This window comes from Streptomyces xanthophaeus (assembly GCF_030440515.1).
Classification (GTDB): domain Bacteria; phylum Actinomycetota; class Actinomycetes; order Streptomycetales; family Streptomycetaceae; genus Streptomyces; species Streptomyces kutzneri.
Genome location: NZ_CP076543.1, coordinates 4,913,211 through 4,937,361 on the forward strand (window position 1 = coordinate 4,913,211; position 24,151 = coordinate 4,937,361).

The 24,151-nt window shown below is 73.1% G+C and carries 17 protein-coding genes; 8 read left to right on the plus strand and 9 right to left on the minus strand.

Features of this window, described 5'->3' with window-relative positions; translation table 11 throughout:
• The first annotated feature begins 101 nt into the window (after positions 1–101).
• The gene (locus KO717_RS21855) at positions 102–980 is read left to right on the plus strand and encodes a DivIVA domain-containing protein (protein ID WP_301370467.1); all 879 of its coding nucleotides are present in this window, start codon (positions 102–104) and stop codon (positions 978–980) included.
• Here KO717_RS21855 and KO717_RS21860 read toward each other — a convergent pair.
• The 3 genes from KO717_RS21860 to KO717_RS21870 all read right to left on the minus strand — a co-directional run bounded on the left by KO717_RS21860 (position 977) and on the right by KO717_RS21870 (position 3,431).
• Positions 977–1,273, minus strand: a complete 297-nt coding sequence (locus KO717_RS21860) for a DUF4232 domain-containing protein (protein WP_301370469.1) — start codon at positions 1,271–1,273, stop codon at positions 977–979. The two genes, KO717_RS21855 and KO717_RS21860, sit on opposite strands and share 4 nt — an antisense overlap.
• A gap of 107 nt (positions 1,274–1,380) precedes the next feature.
• Positions 1,381–2,478, minus strand: coding sequence for an alpha/beta fold hydrolase (locus KO717_RS21865; RefSeq protein ID WP_301370470.1), 1,098 nt, complete (start codon positions 2,476–2,478; stop codon positions 1,381–1,383).
• A 77-nt stretch (positions 2,479–2,555) separates the two neighbouring features.
• Positions 2,556–3,431 (minus strand): alpha/beta fold hydrolase, encoded by an 876-nt coding sequence (locus tag KO717_RS21870; protein ID WP_301370472.1) that lies wholly within the window; start codon positions 3,429–3,431, stop codon positions 2,556–2,558.
• An 81-nt stretch (positions 3,432–3,512) separates the two neighbouring features.
• On the opposite strand from KO717_RS21870, the gene KO717_RS21875 reads away from it, so the two are divergent.
• Positions 3,513–4,067, plus strand: coding sequence for a CGNR zinc finger domain-containing protein (locus tag KO717_RS21875; RefSeq protein WP_301370474.1), 555 nt, complete (start codon positions 3,513–3,515; stop codon positions 4,065–4,067).
• A gap of 4 nt (positions 4,068–4,071) precedes the next feature.
• Here KO717_RS21875 and KO717_RS21880 read toward each other — a convergent pair whose 3' ends face one another.
• From KO717_RS21880 to KO717_RS21890, 3 genes are all read right to left on the minus strand, one after another.
• Entirely contained in the window at positions 4,072–4,632 is a 561-nt protein-coding gene (locus KO717_RS21880) for a hypothetical protein (RefSeq protein WP_301370476.1), read from the minus strand.
• A 3-nt stretch (positions 4,633–4,635) separates the two neighbouring features.
• Positions 4,636–5,517 (minus strand): hypothetical protein, encoded by an 882-nt coding sequence (locus KO717_RS21885; RefSeq protein WP_301370478.1) that lies wholly within the window; start codon positions 5,515–5,517, stop codon positions 4,636–4,638.
• Positions 5,518–5,598: 81 nt separating this feature from the next.
• Positions 5,599–7,065, minus strand: a complete 1,467-nt coding sequence (locus KO717_RS21890) for an MFS transporter (protein WP_437184650.1) — start codon at positions 7,063–7,065, stop codon at positions 5,599–5,601.
• A gap of 560 nt (positions 7,066–7,625) precedes the next feature.
• On the opposite strand from KO717_RS21890, the gene KO717_RS21895 reads away from it, so the two are divergent.
• Together KO717_RS21895 and KO717_RS21900 are read left to right on the plus strand one after the other, a co-directional pair.
• Positions 7,626–8,402: an ABC transporter ATP-binding protein gene (locus KO717_RS21895; RefSeq protein ID WP_382549434.1), complete on the plus strand. Its 777-nt coding sequence runs from the start codon at positions 7,626–7,628 to the stop codon at positions 8,400–8,402.
• Positions 8,399–10,984 carry an ABC transporter permease gene (locus KO717_RS21900; protein WP_301370482.1) on the plus strand — a complete coding sequence of 862 codons (2,586 nt, stop codon included), beginning with the start codon at positions 8,399–8,401 and terminating at the stop codon, positions 10,982–10,984. The genes KO717_RS21895 and KO717_RS21900 overlap by 4 nt, the downstream gene beginning before the upstream one ends.
• 83 nt (positions 10,985–11,067) lie before the next feature.
• Here the strand turns inward: KO717_RS21900 and KO717_RS21905 are convergent, their stop codons facing one another.
• Positions 11,068–12,474: a DUF2079 domain-containing protein gene (locus tag KO717_RS21905; protein WP_437184549.1), complete on the minus strand. Its 1,407-nt coding sequence runs from the start codon at positions 12,472–12,474 to the stop codon at positions 11,068–11,070.
• A gap of 216 nt (positions 12,475–12,690) precedes the next feature.
• On the opposite strand from KO717_RS21905, the gene mfd reads away from it, so the two are divergent.
• A complete protein-coding gene (gene mfd / locus KO717_RS21910; RefSeq protein ID WP_301370484.1) occupies positions 12,691–16,224 on the plus strand; it encodes a transcription-repair coupling factor in 3,534 nt (1,177 codons plus the stop codon).
• Positions 16,225–16,311: 87 nt separating this feature from the next.
• On the opposite strand, the gene KO717_RS21915 is transcribed toward mfd, so the two are convergent.
• On the minus strand, positions 16,312–17,025 hold the full coding sequence (locus KO717_RS21915; protein WP_301370486.1) for a hypothetical protein: 714 nt from the start codon (positions 17,023–17,025) through the stop codon (positions 16,312–16,314).
• Positions 17,026–17,244: 219 nt separating this feature from the next.
• On the opposite strand from KO717_RS21915, the gene KO717_RS21920 reads away from it, so the two are divergent.
• The 3 genes from KO717_RS21920 (at position 17,245) to KO717_RS21930 (ending at position 21,554) form a co-directional block, all read left to right on the plus strand.
• The gene (locus KO717_RS21920; protein ID WP_301370488.1) at positions 17,245–19,290 is read left to right on the plus strand and encodes an N-6 DNA methylase; all 2,046 of its coding nucleotides are present in this window, start codon (positions 17,245–17,247) and stop codon (positions 19,288–19,290) included.
• A gap of 168 nt (positions 19,291–19,458) precedes the next feature.
• Complete coding sequence (locus KO717_RS21925; RefSeq protein ID WP_301370490.1) at positions 19,459–20,049, plus strand: hypothetical protein; 591 nt, start codon at positions 19,459–19,461, stop codon at positions 20,047–20,049.
• The gene (locus KO717_RS21930) at positions 20,046–21,554 is read left to right on the plus strand and encodes a serine/threonine-protein kinase (protein ID WP_301370492.1); all 1,509 of its coding nucleotides are present in this window, start codon (positions 20,046–20,048) and stop codon (positions 21,552–21,554) included. Before KO717_RS21925 ends, KO717_RS21930 begins: the two co-directional genes overlap by 4 nt.
• On the opposite strand, the gene KO717_RS21935 is transcribed toward KO717_RS21930, so the two are convergent.
• Positions 21,538–23,952, minus strand: a complete 2,415-nt coding sequence (locus tag KO717_RS21935; RefSeq protein WP_301370494.1) for a YfhO family protein — start codon at positions 23,950–23,952, stop codon at positions 21,538–21,540. The two genes, KO717_RS21930 and KO717_RS21935, sit on opposite strands and share 17 nt — an antisense overlap.
• Positions 23,953–24,151 lie beyond the last annotated feature (199 nt).

The following is a 24,151-nucleotide window of genomic DNA, read 5'->3' on the forward strand; positions in this document are numbered from 1 at the left end:
GGGTCGGGACCTTCGAACAGGGTCTCGGCCCGGCCATTCCGGCTTCTGGGATCAAATGGCGCATCCTTGACGGGAATCCCCGCGAGAGAGGCGCATCCAGGATGAGTGCACCCTTTGCGACCGTGCGCGGTCGTGGCTACCGCATGGAAGAGGTCGACCGGTATCTCGCCCGGCTCTCCGGGAGCCGGGACGAGGCCTGGGAGCGGGTGGCGCGGCTGACGGTCCTGGCCAAGCAGATGGAGGCGGACGCGGCGCGGCTGCGGGCGGCGGTCTCCGCGCTGGCTCCGCAGACGTACGACGAACTGAGCGAGCGGGCCCGCCGGATCCTGCTGCTGGCGGAGGAAGAGGCGGACGCCGTACGGACGGACGCCCGGGTGGACGCCTCGGCGACGCTCGGCGCGGCCGAGGCGCGGGCCGACCGGGCGGCGGAGCTCGCGCGCGGCGACGCGGAGGCGGTACGCGAGCAGACGGAGGTCCGGGCCCGGCAGGGGCTGCTGCGGGCGCAACGCGAGGCGGACGACCTGCGGTCGGGGGCGCGGGAGGACGCGGCGGCGTGGCGGGCGCAGGCGGCGGCCGCGCTGGCGGAGACGCGGCGGCGGGTGGAGGCGGAGCGGGCGGAGCGCGAGCAGGAGCAGGCGGAGCGCCGGGAGGCGGCGGAGCGGGAGCTGGCGGCGCGGGAGGCGGACCTGGAGGCGCGCCACGCGGAGCTGGAGCGGTACGCCGAGGCCCGCCTGGCGGAGGCGCGGCGGGAGTTCGCCGAGGCGGAGGAGTCGGCGCGGCACGGGCAGGAGGACGCGGAGGCGCGGGCCGCCGAGCTGGTCGCGCAGGCGCGGGTGGCGGAGGAGCGGATCGGGCGCGAGACACGGGGGATCCTGCGGGAGCACGGTGAGGCGGCGGAGGAGATGCGGGCGCACATGAACCACGTCCGCTCCAGCCTGGCGGCGCTGACGGGCCGGGCTCCGGCCGAGGGCTCGGCCTAGCGGGTGCCCGACCTGAACAGGAGGTCCTCGACGGCGCCGAGGTCGCGGTTCCAGTACGTGACCCGGGCGTCGGCCGCGACGTTGAGCGAGCCGATCTCCTTGGACAGGGCGACGTCCAGCATCGCCGACTCCTTGTTGCTCTGGAGGGCGCGGTCCTGGTAGCCGATGTACGGGTAGCGGTAGAGCGTGCAGGGCTTGTCGGTGAAGTTGGTGGCCGTGATGAGCAGGTGCTGCCCCGGGTCCTGGCGCCAGACCGATGTGGTGATCGACAGGTCGTTGTCGTTGCATGCCACCGTGCCGTCGGCACCGGCACCGGCATCGGTACTGGCGCCGGGCTGCGCGGTGCCGGCCGTGCTCGGCGGAGCCGGTGGGGAGCAACTTCTGACGGACCGTTACGGGCTCAGGACGCGGCGGTGGCCGTTCCCTGACGGTCGGCGGTGGTGACCGCCGGTCGGACATGGGTCAGGAGGAGGTCCAGGAAGCGGTCCGGGCGGCGGAGCGCGGCGAAGTGGGAGGCCCCCTCGATCAGTTCGAAGGCCTTCGCCGGTGCCTCGACGACGTCGAAGTACGCCTTGGCGCGCGCCGCCGGGGTGATCACGTCGAGCGCTCCCTGGAAGATGAAGAACGGCATCTCGAAGCGGGTCCCGTCGGCCAGGTCGTCGAACTCCGACGCTCCCTCGGTGACGGACTCCGAGAAGCCCTGACCGCCGAAGTACGCCTTGATCCGGCCGAGGGTGTAGAGCGGTGACAGCCACAGCGAGCCGATGATCACCTTCTTGACCGTGTCCAGGGTCAGCGGGTCGCTGCCGGCGCACAGCTTGTCGTACGAGGACCGCTGCGCGGAGGTCCAGCGCCGGGGGTCGGGCCCCATCGCCTCGATCGTCGCCACGTCCTTGGTCCTGCCCGCGGCCCGCAGCCGCTCCAGGGTGCCCTCGTAGGCGGAGGTGTCCCGGCCCGCCTCCTGGATGTTCTGGTCGGTGCCGACGTACGCGGAGTAGAGCTCGGGGTGGTTGCGGACCAGTCGGAGGCCGAAGGTGGTGCCGAAGGAGCTCGGCATCAGCACCACCCGGTCCACGTGCATCCGGTCCAGGACGTACCGGGTGACCTCCAGGGCGTCCTCGTAGAGCCGGGCGAAGGTGACCGCTCCGCCCTGCTCCGCGGGGGCGTGGGCGAAGGTCAGGCCGGCGCCGCGCATGTCCCAGCGGACGAGGGTGAAGTGCTTCTCCCACTCCCGGGTGCGGGCTCCGTAGGGGGAGTGGGCGGCCCCGGGGCCGCCGTGGACCTCCAGGACGACGGGGTTGGTGCGGTCCTCGCCGCGGATCGAGATCCACTGGTCGATCCCGCCGATGCGGACGAAGCCCTGCTCGTCGATGCCGGTCGGCGCGTCGATCCGCATGAGTGCGGCGTTCGCCGAGCGCCGCACGGCTCGGTGGCCGAGCAGCCCGGCGACGGGCGTGGCGAGTACGGCGGTGGTGGCGGCGAGGATGACACCGAGCATTACTGTTTCCCCCAGACACTGTTTTGTGGACGAGGGGAAGACTACGCGATGCCGGCGATCTGTAAAGCCCCGTCGCGTCACGGGAGTTCGGCGAGGAACTCCTCGATCAGCGGGGCGATCTGCGGGAGATGGGTCTCCAGGGCGAAGTGGCCCGCGCCCTCGAAGACGTGCACCTCGGCTTCCGGGGCGTCACGGAGGTAGGCCTTCGCGCCCTCCGGGGTGAAGAAGGGGTCGCCCGCACCCCACACGACGAGCACCGGGATCCGGGCGGCGCGCAGCCAGGCCTGCCAGGCGGGGTAGTGGGCGAAGTTCGAGGCGTAGTCGAAGGCGAGGTCGGCCTGGGCGTCGGCGCGGCCCGGCAGGCCGAGGTGGTGCACGTCGAGGGTCCAGCTGTCGGGGGAGAGGAGGCCGGTGTCGGCGACGCCGGTCTCGTACTGGAAGTGGGTGCCCTCCAGGGTGAAGAGCCCTCGGACGCGCTCCTCGTTGCCGGGGACCTCCCGGCGGAGTCCGGCGAACTCGCGGGCCGCGTCCGAGAGGCCTTCCTCGTAGGCGTTGCCGTTCTGGACGATCAGGCCGGTCACCCGCTCCGGCCGGCGCGTGGCGAGCCGCAGCCCGACCGGGGCGCCGAAGTCGAAGACGTACAGGGCGAAGCGGTCCAGTCCGAGGGCGTCGGTGAAGCCCTCCACGACGTCGGCGAGCCGGTCGAAGCTGTACGTGAATCCGGCCGGGGCATCGGTACGGCCGAAGCCGGGGTAGTCGGGGGCGATCAGGCGGTACGGGGTGTCGCCGAGGGCGTCCATCAGGCGGGCGAACTGGTGTGAGGCGGTGGGGAAGCCGTGCAGGAGCAGCAGTGCGGGGCCGTCGGCGGGGCCGCTCTCGCGGTAGGCGACGCGGACTCCGTCCACGTCGACGGTGCGGTGCCGGATGGTGGGAATGGTGCGGCGAGCGGTCATCACATGCCTCCTGCGTCCTTGTTTCCATTAGTCTTGCCGGTGATCGCTAATGGGTCAAGTGATTGCAGTAGCATTAGTCGCGTGACAGTGACCTTCCCGCTCACCGGTGAGCCCCTCGCGCTGGACCTCCTCAACACCGAGCCCGCGCCGGGCGACCTCGTCGCGGACCCGGCGGGGCTCTCGGCCTGGCTGGCCGCGCAGGCCGGGCGGCTGACCCCCGTCGACGTCGTGGGCGAGGGCGAGGTGGCCGCCGTACGGGCCGTACGGGAGGCCGCGCGCCCGGCACTCGACGCCGTGCGGCGCGGTGAGCGCCCCCCGGCCGAGGCGCTCACCACGCTGAACGAGGCCCTGGCCGCGGCGCCCTCGCACCGCGTGCTGGCCTGGACGGAGGCGGGCGGGATCGCCGCCGGCGCGCACCGGCCCGCGGATTCGGCCCGGCGACTCGCGGCGGAGCTGGCCGAGGCGGTCGCGGAGCTGCTGACGGACCCCCGGGTGGCGCAGGTGCGCGCGTGCGAGGCCCACGACTGCGTACTGCTCTTCCTGCCGGCGCACCCCCGGCGCCGCTGGTGCGTGGCGTCGGTCTGCGGCAACCGGGCCCGGGTGGCCCGGTACTACGCCCGCCACAAGGGCGACTAGGCGACTAGAAGACCTCCTGGAGCGGAGACCTGAGGAGCTGGTCCAGGCCCGAGACGGTGACGAGGCACAGGAGGGCCAGCTCGCCCCGGTCCAGCCGGTCCGTCTCCCAGCCGCCGGCGCGGGTCCGTGCGCGCACCTCCTGCTCGCCGCCCGCCTCGCGGACGAGGCGCTGGTGGAAGCGGTGCGCGGTGAACGACAGGGTCCGTCCGTCGTCGAGGCGGAAGCGGATGCCGCGGCGACTGGGCCGCAGTGACCTGCCCGCGGCCTGCGCCGTGAACGGCACGCCGTCGAGGCGGCCTTGGACGCCGTGGCGCAGCCGCTTGCGGATGCCCTGCCACGGCAGCGCGGCGTCGTCGATCTCCAGGACGGTTTCCTCGCCGAGGAGGAACTGCCAGCGCTCCCACGCCTCGGCCTTGGCGTCGGCGGCCGGTCGCGGTCCGGGTTCCCGGAACAGCGTGTAGTGGCCGTGGACCGTGGGGATCTCGGCGTGCCGCTCGCGTGCGTGCGCGGGCTGGAGCCACATCCGCCAGGGTGCGCGCCAGGACGGCTTCAGCAGGGACGGCACGGGTCAGCCCGCCGGCTGCGGCTGCGGCTGCTGCTGGGCGGGGACGGCGGGCTTCGCGAGGGGCGCGTAGCGGTACGGGTCGCTGCGCAGGCCGCGTGCCGTGACGACCACCGTGAACGGGGGTGTCCCCGGGGCCGGGAGGGTGGCGGTCAGGGCGCCCGTCAAGGGGTCGGCCTGTGCCGGGACGGGGGCGCCGTCGACGGTGAGGAGGGTCGGCGGGCCGGCCGGGTCCGGGGCGAAACCGCCGCCTTCGACCGTCAGGCGGCCGTCTTCCAGCGCGACGTGCGTGATCACCGGGTTGGCGCGGACGGCCATCTTGTTGACCAGGTACGCGCCCGCCGGGGCGCCCGTCAGGGCCCACATCTCGGCGGGCAGGCGCGGGAGTCCGCCACCCACGTCCGCGAGGTAGAACAGCACCACGTACAGCATGGTGACCGCGCTGAGGGCGACGTACTGGAGGTCCACGAGGTCGGTGCGCCCGCTGTCGTTCGCGATCAGCTCCCGCAGCGGTCGCCGGCCCGACACCGTCGGCTTCGCGGCGGGCTTGGCCATGCTGCCGTGTTCCACGCGCAGGCCGACGACCGCCTTCGCGGCGATCAGCGCCACGTACGGGCCGCCGAGCAGTGGCAGGTACACCGTCGTCAGGGTGGACAGCGGGCCGTCGGTGCCCCGGAAGTACGCGATGCCGCCGCCCGCGGTGAGCCCGTAGCCGAGGATCGCCAGCAGCAGCCAGACCAGGATCACCGTCCAGGCGAGGGCGAGCGCCGTCGAGGTGGAGAGGCGGCCGTCGCGGCCGGTGATGAAGCCCGGGCTGCGGCGGAGCCGCAGGCAGATCGGGCCGGCCAGCGCGGCCAGTAACGCGAGTGCGCAGAGTGCGGATGTCATGTCGTCGTCCCCCCGGAAACGGTCCTGGCACGAGGGTCACTCAATGGCCCGGCCATGACAAGGCGACTTTCCGTAGACGGTCTACTCCTCGTGCTGCTCGCGCAGTTCCGGCAGGACGGGGAACCGGCGCGGTGCCACCAGCAGCAGGACCAGCAGCGCGGCCACGGCGGCCGCCGTCGCGCCGAGGAAGATGTGCTCGACGGCGGCGGCCACGGCCTCGCGCAGGTAGCCGGCGGCGGCAGCGGGCAGCAGCTCCGGCCGGTCCAGTGCCTTCGCCACGTCGTCCAGGTGTTCCGGTAGGCCGGATACGGGGGCGTCCGCCAGGCGTGCGGCGATGGTGGCGTTGGCGACGGCGGCCAGCAGGGCGGCGCCGACGCTCTGGCCGACCTGCCGGCAGAACAGCACCGAGGCCGTCGTCGTCCCGCGCTCGGCCCAGCCCACGGTGGACTGGACGCCGACGATCAGCGGGAGCTGGAAGAGGCCGAGGGCGCCGCCCAGCAGCAGCATGATCAGTGCGGGCTGCCAGGGCCGGGCGGGGTAGGGCAGCAGGGTGAAGGAGAACAGGATCACCGCGGCGAGCGCGATCCCGACGGCCGCGGTGTTGCGGAAGCCGATGCGCCGGTAGACGTGCTGGCTGCAGGCGGCGGTGACGGGCCAGCTCAGGGTCATCACCGACATGACCAGGCCGGCTCCGACGGGGCCGAGGCCCAGCACGGACTGCGCGTAGGTCGGCATGAACACCATGGGGGCGACCATCAGCAGGCCGAGCGCCCCCATGGCCAGGTTGACGGCGGCGATGGTGCGCCGGCGCCAGACCCAGCCGGGCAGGATCGGTTCCTCGGCCCGGCGTTCCACCCGGACCACGACGACGGCCAGCAGCGCGCTCGCGCCCAGCAGCCCGAGCGAGGGCGCGGACAGCCAGGGCCAGGCGACCCCGCCCTGGACGAGCGCGAAGAGCAGCAGTCCGCCGCAGGCGAAGACGGCGAGCGCCCCCGCCCAGTCGACCGGTCCCCGGCGCCCGGGCGACCGGACGGGCTCGGTCAGGTGACGGGCGATCATCCACAGGGCGAGCCCGGCCAGCGGCAGGTTGATCAGGAAGATCCAGCGCCAGTGCGCGTACGAGGCGAGGAGCCCGCCGAGCGCCGGGCCGGCCACGGCCGAGGTGGCCCAGACGCTGGACATCCGGGCCTGGATCCGGGGCCGCTCCCTGAGCGGGTAGAGGTCGGCGGCCAGGGTCTGGATCGTGCCCTGGAGGGCGCCGCCGCCCAGGCCCTGGACGATGCGGAAGGCGATGAGGGCGGCCATGTTCCAGGCGGACGCGCACAGCAGCGAACCGACGAGGAAGAGGCCGATGCCGAAGAGCAGGACGGGCTTGCGGCCGAAGGTGTCGGACAGCTTCCCGTAGACGGGCAGGGTGACGGTCACCGCGAGCAGGTAGCCGGAGAAGAGCCAGGAGAAGACGGAGAATCCGCCGAGTTCGCCCACGATCTGCGGGACGGCGGTGGCCACGATGGTGCTGTCCAGGGCGACGAGGGCCATGCCGAGCATCAGCGAGGCGACCACCGGGGCCGGCGGTCGTGCGGCCGGCCGCGCCGCGGGCGCGCCGCCGGGCGCGTGCTCGGCCGGAACCCCGGCCCCGGTGGTATCGGCCGCGGGCCCCGAGGGTGTGCCGTCCGGGCTCGCGCCGGTGCTCTCCGCCGATGCCACCGAGATTCCTTCCCCCTGCACGTAACTGCGGGGAACACCATCTCACCGCCGGGTGGCGGGCGGTATCCCCCAGGGTTCGTACGCCGAAGGATGCAGATCCCCTAGGGGTCCCTCCGCACAACGGGCCAGGGGTCGTTCCTCCCGGCGGAGGAGGTGAGCGGCCCGGGCGTCTCCTTGACTGGAACCTACGCACCACAGCAGGCCGGGGGGTGGGGTTAACCCCCGGGCGGATACGGCGATGGGCACCAGCGCGCCGCGCCTCCGCCCGGCGGAGACTTCATGACGGCGACGGGCGCACCGCCGCACACCGACGCAGACGTACGCAGGCGCGTGCACACGCACGCACATGCACGCACGCACACGCACGCATTCGAAGAGGGAGAAAGACCGTGACAACGGCTATGACCGAAACCAGGCACGGGGGTACTGGAGGGCATGCAGCCGTCGCGGCCCGGGCGCGCAAGGTCGTCAAGGCCTACGGTTCCGGGGAGACGCGTGTCGTCGCCCTCGACGACGTCGACGTGGACATCATGAGCGGCCAGTTCACCGCGATCATGGGCCCTTCCGGCTCCGGCAAGTCCACGCTGATGCACTGCCTCGCCGGTCTCGACACGGTGACCAGCGGCCAGATCCACCTGGACGACACCGAGATCACCGGGCTGAAGGACAAGAAGCTCACGCAGCTGCGCCGCGACCGGATCGGCTTCATCTTCCAGGCCTTCAACCTGCTGCCCACGCTCAACGCCCTGGAGAACATCACGCTCCCCATGGACATCGCGGGCCGCAAGCCCGACGCGGAGTGGCTGAACCGGGTCGTGGAGACGGTGGGCCTCGCCGGCCGGCTCAAGCACCGTCCGACCGAGCTCTCCGGCGGCCAGCAGCAGCGCGTGGCGGTCGCCCGCGCCCTCGCCGCCCGCCCGCAGATCATCTTCGGCGACGAGCCGACCGGAAACCTGGACTCCAGGGCGGGCGCCGAGGTCCTCGGCTTCCTGCGCCGCTCGGTGGACGAGCTCGGCCAGACGATTGTCATGGTCACGCACGATCCGGTGGCGGCCTCCTACGCGGACCGCGTCATCTTCCTGGCCGACGGCAAGATCGTCGACGAGATGTACGGTCCCACCGCCGACCAGGTCCTGGACCGCATGAAGGACTTCGACGCGCGCGGGCGGACCTCATGAGCAACACCGTCCTGAAGACCTCGCGGCGCAACTTCGTCGCCCACAAGGGACGGATGGCGCTCTCCGCCGTCGCGGTCATGCTCTCCGTCGCCTTCGTCTGCGGCACCCTGGTGTTCACCGACACCATGAACACCACGTTCGACAAGCTGTTCGCCGTCACCAACTCCGATGTGACCGTCACCCCGAAGGAGGCCGAGGAGGGGGAGGAGACCTCGCAGCGCGGCCGCCCCGAGGTCCTGGCGGGCTCGGCCGTCGAGCAGGTGCGCAAGGCCGAGGGCGTCAAGAGCGCCGAGGGCGGCGTCGTCTCGATGTCCGTCACGGTCGTCAACACCAAGAACGAGAACCTGGGCTCGACCACCGGCGCCCCGACCATCGCGGGCAGCTGGAACGACAACGAGCTCAAGTCCATGAAGATCACCTCGGGCAACGCTCCGCGCGGCCCGACCGAGATGATGGTCGACGCCGACACCGCCGAGAAGCACCACCTGAAGCTCGGCGACGAACTGCGCACGATCACCATCACCGGCGACATCCGCGCCAGGATCACCGGTATCGCCACCTTCACCGTGACCAACCCGGGCGCGGCCGTCGTCTACTTCGACACGGCCACCGCGCAGCAGGCGCTGCTCGGTTCCCCCGGCTCCTTCACCCACGTCAACGTCACCGCCAAGGACGGGGTGAGCGACGAGCAGCTCAAGCGGAACGTCGCTGCCGCCGTCGGCGCGGACACGTACAAGCTGCAGACCGCCAAGGAGGCCGCGGACGCCAACCGCCAGGACGTCGGCTCCTTCCTCAAGGTCATGAAGTACGTGATGCTCGGCTTCGCCGGGATCGCCTTCCTCGTCGGCATCTTCCTGATCTTCAACACCTTCTCGATGCTGGTGGCCCAGCGCACCCGTGAGATCGGCCTGATGCGCGCCATCGGCGCCGACAGCGGGCAGATCCTCAAGTCCGTGGTCTTCGAGGCCTTCCTCCTCGGCATCGTCGGCTCGCTCCTGGGCATCGGCGCCGGCATCGGCCTCGCCATCGGCCTGATGCAGCTCATGGGCTCCATGGGCATGCACCTGTCCACCGACGACCTGACGATCGCCTGGACCACCCCGGTCATCGGCCTCTACCTCGGCATCAAGGTCACCGTCGTCTCCGCCTTCATCCCGGCCCGCCGGGCCGGCAAGGTCTCCCCGATGGCCGCGCTGCGCGAGTCCGGCACCCCGGGCGACAAGAAGGCCGGCGTCGTCCGCGCCGTCCTCGGCCTGGTCCTCACCGGCATCGGCGGTGCGGCGCTCTACCTCGCCACCGCCGCCGAGGAGGCCGGACCCGGATCGCTCTGGCTGGGCCTGGGCGTCGTCTTCAGCCTCATCGGCTTCATCGTGATCGGCCCGCTGCTCGCCGCGGGCGTGGTGCGGGTGCTCTCCGGCGTCGTGCTGCGGCCCTTCGGGTCCGTGGGCCGGCTCGCCGAGCGCAACGCCCTGCGCAACCCGCGCCGCACCGGTGCCACCGCCGCCGCGCTGATGATCGGCCTCGCGCTGGTCGCCTGCCTGTCGGTGGTCGGCTCCTCGATGGTGGCTTCCGCGACCGAGGAGCTCGACAAGTCGGTCGGCGCGGACTACATCGTCAACTCCGAGACCGGCCAGCCCGTGCTGCCGCAGGCCGAGCAGGCCCTGCGCGCCACCAAGGGCCTCGACCACGTCACCGCCTACCGCGAGGTGCCGGCCAAGGTCACCGCCCCCGACGGCACCTCCGAGGAGGTGGGACTCGGCGCCACCGACCCGACGTACGCCAAGGACATCCGGCGCAAGATGGTCGCCGGCGAGCACGCCGCCGCGTACGGGGCGAACGCGATGTCGGTCGGCTCCGAGTACGCCACCAAGCACGGCGTCAAGGTCGGCGACGAGCTGGCGGTCGCCTTCACCGGCGGCAGCACGGTCAAGCTGAAGGTCGCCGCGATCACCAGCGACGAGGGCAACATCGACAAGACCATGAAGTACATCAGCACCGAGGTGGCCCGGGCCAACGTCCCGGCCGACAAGCTGCCGCTGCCCTTCATGCTGCTGGCCAGCGCGCAGGACGGTCGGTCCGACGCCACCGCGTACGAGTCGGTCAAGGCGGCGATGGCCGAGTACCCGCAGTACAAGGTGCGCAACCAGACCGACTACAAGCAGGCCCTGAAGGACCAGGTCGGCCAGCTGCTGAACATGGTCTACGGGCTCCTCGGCCTCGCGATCGTCGTCGCGGTCCTGGGCGTCGTGAACACCCTGGCCCTCTCGGTGGTCGAGCGGACCCGCGAGATCGGCCTGATGCGCGCCATCGGCCTCTCCCGCCGCCAGCTGCGCCGCATGATCCGCCTGGAGTCGGTGGTCATCGCCCTCTTCGGCGCCCTGCTCGGCCTCGGGCTGGGCATGGGCTGGGGGATCGGCGCGCAGCAGCTGCTGGCGCTCCAGGGCCTGAAGGTGCTGGAGATCCCGTGGCCGACGATCCTCGGGGTGTTCGCCGCCTCGGCCTTCGTAGGCCTGTTCGCCGCACTGGTCCCGGCCTTCCGGGCAGGGCGGATGAACGTACTGAACGCGATCGCGAGCGAGTAACCGGCCCGCGTTCGTTCGGGGGAATGCCGGTCCGGGACCTCAGGGTCCCGGACCGGCGTCGTTTTTCCGGGCCGGCTCTCCCGTCACTGCCGCTGCATCAGGACGATGCCGGCGGCCTCGCCCACCAGGGTGAACCGCTCGTCGGGGTGGAGCTGGCGGGCGTAGCCGGTCGGGTCCTCGCCGGCCCACTTGGAGGAGTTGTCGATGGTGATCCAGTCCGGGACCACGCCCTTGCTGCCGCCGATCCACAGCACGCGGCAGCGGGAGGTCAGCCGGGTCAGCGGGGTGGTGTCCGCCTCCACGGTCGCCCCGTCGGGGATCCGGTCCAGGAGCCGCTCGATCGCGGTGACCCGCTCGGGCTTCTCGTACGTACGGGCCTCCGCGAGCTTCGACGTCGGCATGGCGGTCGCGCTCAGGGCGAGGGCGGCGGCCAGGACGGCGGTCGGCAGCTGCAGCGCGTACGAGCGCAGCCAGGGCCGCTCGCTCCGCCGGACGGTGTCGACGGCGTCGACCAGGGCGAGGGCCACGACGGGCATCAGGACGGCGCTGTAGTGCCAGTCGGTGGACCAGTAGTGGTCGTCCCCGGACAGGAACCGCCAGCCGAGGGTGGGCGCGGCCACCAGGAGCAGCGGCGAGCGCAGCGCGAGCAGCCCGGAGGTGGGGATCAGCACCCACGCCAGGGTGGTGAGCTTGGTGCCGATGCCGGCGAACGGACCCGCCCCGTCGATCTTGTCCCAGTAGCCGTATCCCGCGGTGGCGAAGGCCGGTATGAGGACGGTGAACACCAGGACGGCGAAGACACAGGCCGCGGCGGCGACGCCGAGCGCGGCCACGGCGATCCGCCGGTTGCCGTCGCGGGCCCGCCAGGCCACCACCACGGCCAGCGCGGCGAGCGTGAAGCCGAGGTCCTCCTTGACGAGGACCAGCGGCAGCCCCCACAGCAGGGCGGCGCGCCAGCGCCGGGCGAGCACCGCCTCCAGGGCGAAGGCCAGCAGGGGCACGGCGAAGGCGATCTCGTGGAAGTCGAACTCGACGGCCCGCTGGATGCCCCAGGAGAGCCCGTACGCGATTCCGACGGCGATCCCGCGGGCCCGGCCGAGGAACCGTACGCCCGCCCGGGTGACGGGCACGGCGGACAGCGCGAACAGCGCCGACTGCACGACCAGCAGGGTGACGGGCCCGGGGAAGACCCGGTACACGGGGGCGACGAGCGCGATGATCGGGCTGAAGTGGTCCCCGAGGATGTTGGCCCCCGGCCCCTTCAGGTCGGCGACGGGCTCCTGGAGGTGCGCGTACGCGCGGATCGCCTGCTCGAAGATCCCCAGGTCCCAGGAGGCCCAGTCCATCCGCCGGAACCGCCCGACGGACAGCACGAGGTAGACGAGGAACAGAGCGGCGGCCACCAGCCAGGGCGGCGCCCAGGCGTACCGGTCCGGCTTCGCGGATGCCGGCACCACCGGCGCCGGGCGGGCTATCGCATCGCTCGTCACGGACTCGTGCTCCTCCGGAGGCAGTGTCTCCCCGGCGGAAGACGACACGGCGAGCTCGGACAGTCAGAACAGGAACATCGTAAAGCGGCGCGAGGGGCGTCGTCGTAGGGTGGGAACCCCCGGCCCGTGCGACGTGTCGGGCCCTTCGCGTTGCCCTCGCACCCGCACCGCACACTTTCAGACCTTCAGACCTTCACCGGACGGAAAGCCTCTTTCATGAGCCTGCACGGACTGCTCGACGCCGTCACCCGTGATGCCGCCCTCGCCGAGGCGGTCACCGCGGCCGGGGACGGCAAGCGCATGCACGTGGACCTGGTCGGCCCCGCCGCCGCGCGGCCCTTCGCGATTGCCGCGCTGGCCCGGCAGACCGGGCGGACCGTGCTGGCGGTCACCGCCACCGGGCGCGAGGCCGAGGACCTGGCCGCCGCGCTGCGCTCCCTGCTGCCGCCCGACGAGGTGGTGGACTACCCGTCCTGGGAGACGCTCCCGCACGAGCGCCTCAGCCCGCGCAGCGACACCATGGGCCGCCGGCTCGCCGTCCTGCGCCGCCTGGTGCACCCGAGCAAGGACGACCCGGCGGCAGGCCCGGTGAGCGTCCTCGTGGCGCCCATCCGGTCCGTACTCCAGCCGCAGGTCAAGGGGCTCGGGGAGCTGGTCCCGGTCAGCCTGCGGCAAGGTGGCGGCGCAGACCTCGGCGAGATCACCGAGGCGCTGGCCGCCGCGGCGTACGCGCGGGTCGAGCTCGTCGAGAAGCGCGGGGAGTTCGCCGTGCGCGGCGGCATCCTCGACGTGTTCCCGCCCACCGAGGAACACCCGCTGCGCATCGAGTTCTGGGGCGACGAGGTGGAGGAGATCCGCTACTTCAAGGTCGCCGACCAGCGCTCCCTGGAGATCGCCGAGCACGGACTGTGGGCCCCGCCCTGCCGCGAGCTGCTGCTGACCGACGCGGTACGGGAGCGGGCCGCGGCCCTCGCCGAGGCCCACCCCGAGCTCGGCGAGCTGCTGCACAAGATCGCCGAGGGGATCGCCGTGGAGGGCATGGAGTCCCTCGCCCCGGTCCTCGTCGACGAGATGGAACTGCTGATCGACGTGCTGCCCGCCGGGTCGATGGCCGTGGTCTGCGACCCCGAGCGGGTCCGGACCCGGGCCGCCGACCTCGTGGCGACGAGCCAGGAGTTCCTGATGGCCTCCTGGGCGGCCACCGCGGGCGGCGGCGAGGCCCCCATCGACGTCGGCGCGGCCTCCCTGCGCGGGATCGCCGACGTCCGCGACCGGGCCCGCGAGCTGGACATGATGTGGTGGTCGGTGTCCCCCTTCGCCGCGGACGAGACCGCGGGCGGCAGCGACACCCTCAAGCTCGGCATGCACGCCCCGGAGGCGTACCGCGGCGACACCGCCCGGGCGCTGGCCGACACCAAGGGCTGGATCGCCGACGGCTGGCACACCGTCTACCTCACCGAGGGCCACGGCCCGGCCGCCCGCACCGTCGAGGTGCTCGGCAGCGAGGGCATCGCGGCCCGGCTGGAGCCGGAACTGCGCGCCCTGGAACCGAGCCTGGTCCACGTCGCCTGCGGCTCGATCGACAACGGCTTCGTCGACCCGGTGCTGCGCCTGGCCGTCCTCACCGAGACCGACCTGACCGGACAGCGCACCGCCACCAAGGACCTCGGCCGGATGCCGACCCGGCGCCGCAAGACCATCGACCCGCTGACCCTGGAGGCCGGCGACTACATCGTCCACGAGCAGCACGGCGTGGGCCGCTACGTCGAGATGGTCCAGCGCACGGTGCAGGGCGCCACCCGCGAGTACCTGCTGGTGGAGTACGCGCCGGCCAAGCGCGGGCAGCCCGGCGACCGTCTCTACATCCCCACCGACCAGCTGGAGCAGGTCACCAAGTACGTCGGCGGCGAGGCCCCGACCCTGCACCGGCTCGGCGGCGCCGACTGGACCAAGACCAAGGCGCGCGCGAAGAAGGCGGTCAAGGAGATCGCCGCCGACCTCATCAAGCTCTACAGCGCGCGCATGGCGGCCCCCGGCCACACCTTCGGGCCGGACACCCCCTGGCAGCGCGAGCTGGAGGACGCCTTCCCGTACGCGGAGACGCCCGACCAGCTCACCACCATCGCCGAGGTCAAGGAGGACATGGAGAAGTCGGTCCCGATGGACCGGCTGATCTGCGGCGACGTCGGCTACGGCAAGACCGAAATTGCTGTGAGAGCGGCATTCAAGGCGGTCCAGGACGGCAAGCAGGTCGCCGTCCTCGTCCCGACGACCCTCCTCGTGCAGCAGCACTTCGGCACCTTCTCCGAGCGCTACAGCCAGTTCCCCGTCAAGGTGAAGGCGCTCTCGCGCTTCCAGAGCGAGAGCGAGTCCAAGGCCACCCTGGAGGGCCTCCACGAGGGCTCGGTGGACGTGGTCATCGGCACCCACCGCCTGTTCTCGCAGGAGACCCGGTTCAAGGACCTCGGCCTGGTCATCGTCGACGAGGAGCAGCGCTTCGGCGTGGAGCACAAGGAGCAGCTGAAGAAGCTCCGCGCCAACGTGGACGTGCTCACCATGTCCGCGACCCCGATCCCGCGCACCCTGGAGATGGCGGTGACCGGCATCCGCGAGATGTCGACGATCACCACCCCGCCGGAGGAGCGGCACCCGGTCCTGACCTTCGTCGGCCCGTACGAGGAGAAGCAGATCGGCGCGGCCATCCGCCGCGAGCTGCTGCGCGAGGGCCAGTGCTTCTACATCCACAACCGGGTCGAGTCCATCGACCGGGCGGCCGCCAAGCTGCGCGAGATCGTGCCCGAGGCGCGGATCGCGACGGCCCACGGCCAGATGTCGGAGCAGGCGCTGGAGCAGGTCGTCGTCGACTTCTGGGAGAAGAAGTTCGACGTGCTCGTCTCGACCACGATCGTCGAGTCGGGCATCGACATCTCCAACGCCAACACCCTGATCGTGGAGCGCGGCGACAACTTCGGTCTGAGCCAGCTGCACCAGCTGCGCGGACGTGTCGGGCGCGGCCGCGAGCGGGGGTACGCGTACTTCCTGTACCCGCCGGAGAAGCCGCTGACCGAGACCGCGCACGAGCGGCTCGCGACGATCGCCCAGCACGCCGAGATGGGCGCCGGCATGTACGTGGCGATGAAGGACCTGGAGATCCGCGGCGCGGGCAATCTGCTCGGCGGCGAGCAGTCCGGTCACATCGCGGGCGTCGGCTTCGACCTCTACATCCGGATGGTCGGCGAGGCCGTGGCCGACTACCGGGCCGCGGTCGAGGGCCAGGTGGAGGAGGAGCCGCCGCTGGAGGTCAAGATCGAGCTGCCGGTCGACGCGCACGTCCCGCACGACTACGCGCCGGGCGAGCGGCTGCGCCTGCAGGCGTACCGGTCCATCGCCTCCGCCAACTCCGAGGCGGACATCAAGGCCGTGCGCGAGGAACTCACCGACCGCTACGGCAAGCTGCCGGAGCCGGTGGAGAACCTGCTGCTGGTGGCCGGGCTGCGGATGCTGGCCCGGGCCTGCGGGGTCGGGGACATCACCCTCCAGGGCAACAACATCCGGTTCGGGCCGGTGGAGCTGCGCGAGTCGCAGGAGCTGCGGCTCAAGCGGCTCTATCCGGGGACGGTGCTCAAGCCCGCCACCTCGCAGGTGCTGGTCCCGCGCCCGAAGGCGGGGAAGATCGGCGGGAAGCCGGTGGTCGGGAGGGAACTGCTGGCCTGGACGGGGGAGTTCCTCACCACCATCCTCGGCTCGTAGCGGCCGTAGCGGCGGCGGTGAGAACGTGAACGGCCGTGGCCGGGGACCTCACAGGTCCCCGGCCACGGCCGTTTCCGCGTGCGCGGGTCAGCCCAGCTTGTCGGGGTCTATGACGTCCTCGCCGGCCGGGACCTCGGCCTGGACCGGCTTGTCGAAGCCCGAGAAGGAGATCTCGGCCGGCTCCTTGCCGGTGACGCCCGCCTTGAGCAGGTACGGCGTGCCCTCGGTGGCCACCTGCAGGATCTCGGTGCCCTCGTCGGTCTTCGTGGTCAGGGTGAGGGCCTTCTGGCCGCCGACCGAGGTGACCTTGCCCTTCTCCGCGCCCTTGCTGTCGTCGAACTCCTTGAGCAGCTCGTCCAGGTCGCACAGGGAGGCGAGCTCCTTGGCGTCGGCGTCCGAGGTCTTCGACTTCAGCCAGTGGCCCGCCAGCTGCTTGACCGCCTCGTCCGCCTCCGCCTTGGGCAGGTCCTTCGTCTGCGAGCGGTAGAAGGGCTCGTCCGCCTTGATGAACACGAACTCGGCGTTGCGGATCAGCTCGAAGGAACCGTCCTGGCCGGCGATCGTGCCCCGGCAGTCGCCGGCCTTGCTGACGGCCATGTTCAGCTCCATCGGCTTGCCCTCGTCCCAGATCTTGCCGCTGACGGTGAGCGAGGCGGCGCCGCGCAGGGCGTCCACGGACTTGTCCGCCACCTCGGAGCCGGACAGGTCCGCGAACGGGCCGGACGCGAAGCATCCGGTCAGGCCGAGGGCGGCGGCGCAGGCGAGGGCGGCGGTGGCGGTGAAGCGGTGAGCGGTGCGCATGGGGACTCTCTAGGGCAGCTGGGGAGGCGGGGGGGGGAAAAGACGATTGGAGGAGAAGCGGAAGAGTGTATTCCGCTTTGGCCGGACCGCGGCGATCCGGTGGGTGAAGACGTGCCGATCACAGCAGATATCTGTGAACCGAGTCAACACGATTCACAGAAGTTCTTGAGTTCACGCTGTGAATCGGTCTCTCGGGTGTGAGCGGGTATGCTCCCCGGCATGCCCGAGGAGAACGCCGCAGCAGAGGTCACCGCAGCAGAGGTCACCGCGGCCGAGGTCGCCCGACTGGCCGGAGTGGGCCGCGCGGCCGTGAGCAACTGGCGGCGCCGCCACGCCGACTTCCCCAAGCCCGTCGGCGGCACCGAGACCAGCCCCTCCTTCTCCCTGGACGAGGTCGAGCACTGGCTGCGCGCCCAGGGCAAGCTCGCCGAGGTCCCGCTGCGCGAACGCGTCTGGCAGCAGATCACCGCCCACCCCGGCGGGGCCGTCACCGCACTCGTCAAGGCGGGCGCCGCCCTCCTCGTCGTCCGGGACCGGCCCGCCGACTGGCTGGAGCTGACCGCCGTCTCCGACGCGCGCATGGCCACCCTGCTGCGGCCCGTCCTCGACCAGGTGCTCGGCGCGCGCCTCGGACCCGGCCACGCCCTCGCCGAGATCCCGCTCCGCCCGGCGACCATGCCGCTGCTGCGGGCCGCCGCCGAACTCGCCGCCGAACTCGGGGCCCGCCAGGCCTTCGAGTTCCTCCTCGGGCGCCACCTCGACGCCAACCCCCGCCAGTACACGCTCACCCCGGACGGCCTCGCCCGGCTCATGGCCACCCTCGCCGGGCCCTCCTCCCGCACCGTCCTCGACCCCGCCTGCGGCACCGGCACCCTGCTGCGGGCCGTCCCCGGCGCCACCGCCCTGTACGCGCAGGACTCCGCGCCCGAACTCGCCGCCCTCGCCGCGCTGCGCCTCGCCCTGAACGGAACGCCCCAGGTCCGCGCGGCCGCCGCCGACAGCCTGCGGGCCGACGCCTTCGCCCAGGACACCGTCGACGCCGTGCTCTGCCACCCGCCGTTCAACGAACGCGGCTGGGGCCACGAGGAACTGGCCTACGACCCGCGCTGGGAGTACGGCTTCCCGGCCCGCACCGAATCCGAACTCGCCTGGGTCCAGCACGCCCTGGCCCACCTGCGCGAGGGCGGCACCGCCGTACTGCTCATGCCGCCCGCGGTCGCCGCCCGCCGCTCCGGCCGCCGCATCCGCGCCGACCTGCTGCGCCGCGGCGCGCTGCGGGCCGTCGTCGCGCTCCCGGCCGGCGCCGCGCCCCCGTACGGGATCCCCCTGCACCTGTGGGTGCTGCGCCGGCCCGCCCCGCACGCGGCGCCCCCGGCCGGGCTGCTGCTCATCGACACCGCGGCCCTCGCCGCCGACACCCCGGTCCGGTCCGCCTGGCCCGCCGTGCACGGCGCGGTGGAGGACGCCTGGAGCGCGTACGACCGCACCGGCTCGGTCGCGCAGACGCCGGGCGTCAGCCGGGTCGTCCCCGTCATCGAGCTGCTGGACGACGACGTGGACCTCACCCCCGCCCGCCACCTGCCCCCGCCGGCCGCCGGTGGCGGTCCGGCCGAACTGACCGCCGTACGGGAGCGGCTCGGCGAGACCCTCGGCCGGGCCGCCCGGCTCACCCCGCCGCCCGCGGCGGCGCCCGCCGGGGGCACGGCCCGGCCGCCGATGACCACGGTCGGCGAACTCGCCCGCGCCGGAGCCCTGGAACTGCACACCGGCACCGGTGGCGGAAGCGGCTCGGCCCCCGTCCTCACCGAACAGGACGTCTACACCGGAGGCGGCCCGTCCGGCACCCTGGTGCCCACCGCCGACGAGCCCGTGCTCACGGCCCCCGGCGACGTACTCGTCCCCCTCGTCGGCGGCGCGGCCATCGCCCGGGTCGTCGACGGGGCCGCCGCGGGCGCGGTACCGGGCCGCGGCCTGGCCCTGCTGCGCCCCGATCCCGACGCCCTCGACCCGTGGTTCCTGGCCGGATTCCTGCGCGGCACCGCCAACACCCGCCGCGCCAGCAGCCATGCCTCCACCGCCACCCGGCTCGACGTACGCCGGCTCCAGCTGCCCCGGATGCCCCTGGCGCAGCAGCAGAGCTACGGCCTCCGCTTCCGCGCGCTCGCCGAGTTCGAGGACGCGCTACGGCTGGCGGGGCGGCTCGGCGAACAACTCGTGCAGGGTTTCCACGACGGCCTCTCCGACGGCACGGTCACGCCGGAGTGAACGGCCGTGCAGCGACCGTGCAACGGTTGCGCGCATCCCCTCACCCCTGGCCGGGAACGCTGTATACCCTCAGACCCGAAACTTCTTCCGCACGGCCCGTCAGGAGCAGCGATGCACGGCCCCGGCCTTCCGCCGCAGCACGGCCCCCAGTCCGATTCGGGGGGTGTGATGGCATTGCGCGTGGTGTTCGTGCTGCTGCCCATCCTCAGCTGCGGCTTCCTCGCCTGGGGGTCGTTGCTGCGGCTCGCCCTGGTCACCCGTAAGTCCCGTGACTGGGCGCTGATGGTGACCAGCGGCGTGCTCGCCGTCGTGTGGATGACGCTCATCCAGGTCGACCCCACGCCCGACGTCAACGGCTGGCAGGGCAACCTGGGGGCCGGCGGCTCGATCTTCACCGGTTTCGCGATCTGCGTGTACTTCCTCGTCGCCGACATCAAGCACCACGAGGCCCGGCGCACGGCCCCGACCGCGCAGTGGTACCCGGCGCAGTCCGCTCCGTACGTCCACCCGCAGCCGTCCGGACCCGCCTACGGGTACCCGCCCGCCACGGCCACCACCCGGCCCTCCACCCCGACGCCCGCGCCGACGCCGGCCCCGGCGCCTCCGCAGGTGCCGCCGCAGCCGACGCCGCCCCCGCGCATCGGGCAGGTCCGCGCCGAGCTCGACGAGCTCAGCGAGCTGCTGCGCAAGCAGACCCCGCCGGCCGGGGGCCCCCGCCACGATCCCCACCAGACCCCGTTCCAGGACCCCCAGCAGTGACCGACCGGCTCATCGGCGACCGCTACCAGCTCGCGACCATCCTCGGCCAGGGCGGCATGGGCCAGGTCTGGACCGCCTACGACCGGCGCCTCGACCGCCGTGTCGCCGTCAAACTGCTGCGCCCCGACAAGGTCGCGGGCCCCGGCACGGTCGCCGAAGAACTGCGCCGCCGCTTCGTGCGCGAGTGCCGGGTCACCGCGCAGGTCGACCACCCCGGCCTGGTCACCGTCCACGACGCGGGCAGCGACGGTGACGAACTCTTCCTCGTCATGGGCTACGTGGAGGGCGCCGACCTCGCCGACCACCTCGCCGAGCACGACCCCTACCCCTGGCAGTGGGCGGTCGCCGTCGTCGCGCAGCTGTGCTCGGTCCTGTCGGCCGTGCACGCGGTGCCGATCGTGCACCGGGACCTGAAGCCACGGAACGTGATGGTCCGTCCGGACGGCACCGTGCTCGTCCTGGACCTCGGCGTGGCCTCGGTGATGGACACCGACACCACCCGCCTCACCAGCACCGGTTCGCCCATCGGCAGCCCCGCGTACATGGCGCCCGAGCAGGCCATGGGCGGCGCCGTGGGTCCGTACACCGACCTGTACGCCCTCGGCGTCCTGCTGTACGAACTCCTCAGCGGCAACGTCCCGTTCGCCGGGTCCACCGCCCTCGGCGTCCTGCACCGCCACCTGTACGAGCCCCCGCTCCCGGTCCGCCAGATGCGCCCGGAGATCCCGCCGGAGCTGGAGAAGCTCCTGCTCCACCTCCTCGCCAAGGATCCGCAGGACCGGCCCTCCTCCGCCCAGGAGGTCTACGAGGCCCTGGCCCCGCTGCTCCCCGCCCGCGGCAGCCGCACCCCGTCCGGCCCGCTCGACCCGACCCGGCCCTTCCTGCGCCCGCAGGCCCCCTGGCCGGACCGGGCCGCGGTCGTCCCTCCGCGGCCGAGCACCCCGCCCACGCCGCCCAAGGCCGACGTCCCCGGCGCCGTGGACGAGGCCCGCAAGCTCCTGGACGAGGGCCGGCTCACCCAGGCCGTGGACATCCTCGGCGGCATCCTCCCGGCGGCGGCCGCCGAGCACGGGGAGCACTCCCCGGTGGTCCGCTCCCTGCGCAAGCAGTACGCCGCCACGCTCATGGACGACGGCCAGTACCGGCGTGCCCTGCCGGAACTGCGCCGCCTCGCCGACGAGTTCCCGGCCGGGGACCCCCAGTCGCTGCGCTTCCGCTACGACTCGGCCCAGTGCCTGGAGCAACTGGGCGAGCCGGCCGCGGCCCTGGCGGAGTACCGCTCGCTGCTTCCGTTCTTCGAGAACCACTACGCCAATCCGGACCCGGGTCTGCCGCTGGAGGTCCGCCGCCGGATAGCCCACCTGCTGCTGTCCCTCGGCGACCGCCAGGCGGCCCACGACACCCTGGCCCGGCTGCTGTTCGACGCGGAACGGCTGCACGGCCCGGCCCACCCCTTCCCGGCCGAGATCCGCCGCACCCTGCACTGGCTCAGCCAGGTCCGCTGACGGAGCGGGCGGCGCGGCGGGCCCGGCCACGGCGCAGGGCCCGGCCCAGGCCCCGGCCCCGCAGGGCCGCGGCCAGCAGCATCCCCAGCGCGCCTGCCAGGACCCCCAGCCCCGGGACCAGACCCGGCGGGCGGAACGCGCAGCTCACCCCTGTGGTGCCGGGGGAGAGCGGAACCGCCACCAGGCCCAGGTGGCTGGAGGCCGGACGGCCGTTGCAGGTCCAGCCGGCGATCGCGGGGACCGAGAGGACCGCCGTGCCGCTCGTGCCCGGCGGGAGCGTGGCGTGGACCTCGGCGGAGCCGACCCGGACCGAGGTCGCCGCCGTGGCCCGCAGGCCGGCCACCGCGGCGTCGAGCCGCGTCCGGTCCAGGCAGGACAGGGCCCACCGCGGGGGCGGGGCCGCGTCGAAGGCCAGGGCCGAGGATTCCCCTCGGGAAGGGCCCATCGGCTGGAGGGCGGCCCGGTTGCGGGGGGCGTTGCCGTTCAGCCGGAAGGCGGGGCCGTCCGCGAGGCGGGCCGTCGCGTTGTACTCGGGGGCCCACAGGTAGGCCTCCGTGCCCGCGCGGCAGATGCCGGGCGCGAGCGGGTCCTCGTACACCCGGGAGCCCAGCAGCGCTTCCTGGTTGGCGAAGGGGGAGTCGTCGGCGTAGGAGAGGGCGGCGCCGGGCGGGCGGGTCGTCACCAGCGGGGGCACCGGGGCGCGGCGGACCGTGCCGTCGGGCTGCAGGCGTGCGCCGACCGCGAAGACGGCGTCCGTCACCGGGTTGTCGATGCTCTGGACGTTGCGTCCGCGCGAGGTCCAGCCCGCCCCGAGCGCGACCATCGTGCGGGTGAACACGTCCGGGGTGTGGCTGCTGTAGTACGCGCCGCCCTCGCCGCCGAGCAGCAGCGGGTCGTTGCCCGTCAGGGCGGGCCGGCTCGGGTCGGTGCGGTACGCGGGCCAGCCCTCGGCACCGGCCAGGACCCCGGCGCGCGCGGTGTGCGCCGGGCCCCAGGACGGGTAGTCGTCCAGGCCGCCCAGCTTGCCCTTGTGGCCGTAGGCGGTGGTCGCGGCGGCCTGTGCCAGCAGGACCAGCGTGAGCAGTCCGGCCGCCGGCCACGCGAGGCGGCGGTGGCGCAGCGCCCACCAGGCCGCACCTGCCAGCACCAGCCCGCCGCCGAAGAGCGCGTAGCCCGCCGCCGTCGCCAGGGGGCTGTCGCGCGCCCACAGCACGGCCGCCGCCAGGACGCCCGCACCCGCGGCCAGCGCCGGCGGCCGCGGCAGGCCCGCGGCCAGCCCCGTCCAGGCGGCGATCACGGCGATCCCGGCCAGCACGAAGGTCTGCCGGTACGGGCTTCCGTTCGGGGTGGCGAACAGGTGCCAGGCCAGATGGGTCGGCGCCCACTGGAGGGACAGCGCCACGGCCATGGTCAGTCCCGCCCACCACAGCCGGGTGCGCGGCGGGACGGCGCGGTGGAAGGGCAGCGCGGCCACCAGCAGCAGCGTTCCGGTGCCGACGAAGACGGCGGGGGAGGAGAAGGAGTACGTCCCCGGCAGCAGCCGCGCGAACAGGTCCGCCCAGGTCACCGGCCGGAACTCCTTGACCCACCCCGGGTAGGCCCGCCCGGAGCTGAGGAACAGGGGCAGGAGCACGGGTGCCGAGAGCGCGATCCCGAGCACGGTCGTCCCGGCACCCCGGGCGATCACCGCCAGCCGGGTCCGGACACCCTCCCGGGTGAGCACCACCCGTACCAGCAGCACCAGCGCGGCACCCAGCGTCGCCATGTAGGCGGTGTAGAAGTTCGCCGTCCAGCAGACCGCGACGACCAGCGGCGCGAGCAGGAACCGGCGCCCGCGCAGGGCCCATTCACCGGTCAGGCACAGCAGGGGGAAGGCGATCAGCCCGTCCAGCCACATCGGGTTGTAGGAGGCCTCGATCACCGACCAGCCGCACAGCGCGTACGAGGCCCCGAGCAGCCCGGCCGCCCACCAGGGCCCGCGGCGCTGCGTGCGCAGCAGCCAGGCCATCGCCGCCGCGGCGGCCGACATCTTCACCACGGTGACGACATAGACGGCGAGGTCGATGTCCGCGCGCGGGAAGAGCCCGACGAGGACGGCGAAGGGGCTGGTCAGATAGGTGCCCAGGTCCGGCAGGAAGCTCATGCCGTAGCCGGAGCGCCAGTTGAACAGCAGCCCGCCCTCCGCGCGGCCGTGCAGGAGGTCCCACAGCTGCGCGTGGAAGGGGACGAACTGGTTGCCGAGGTCGTTGATGCTGCGGTGGCGCGAACCGTAGGGGAACACCCGGGCGGCGGCGTCCCCGGCGCACACGGACACCGCCGTGAGCAGGGCGGCGAGCGCCGATCCGAGCAGACTCCGGCGGCGCGGTGAGGGACGCGGCGAGCGGTGCGTTGTCGACATGGTGCGCCGACCTTGGCAGGGCCGGGTGACCGAAGGGTGGCCTCAGGGTTGCCGGTGGCCGATCCGGCCGTCGCCCCGGGCGCGGGGGTCCCCAGAACGGGTGACGGGTGGCGCGCCGGACCCGCCGGTGCCCGCCGGCTCACTTATGAACGGTGCGTGTTCGGTCCGCGCGTGAATCGTTGGTCGAACCGGTGGTCCG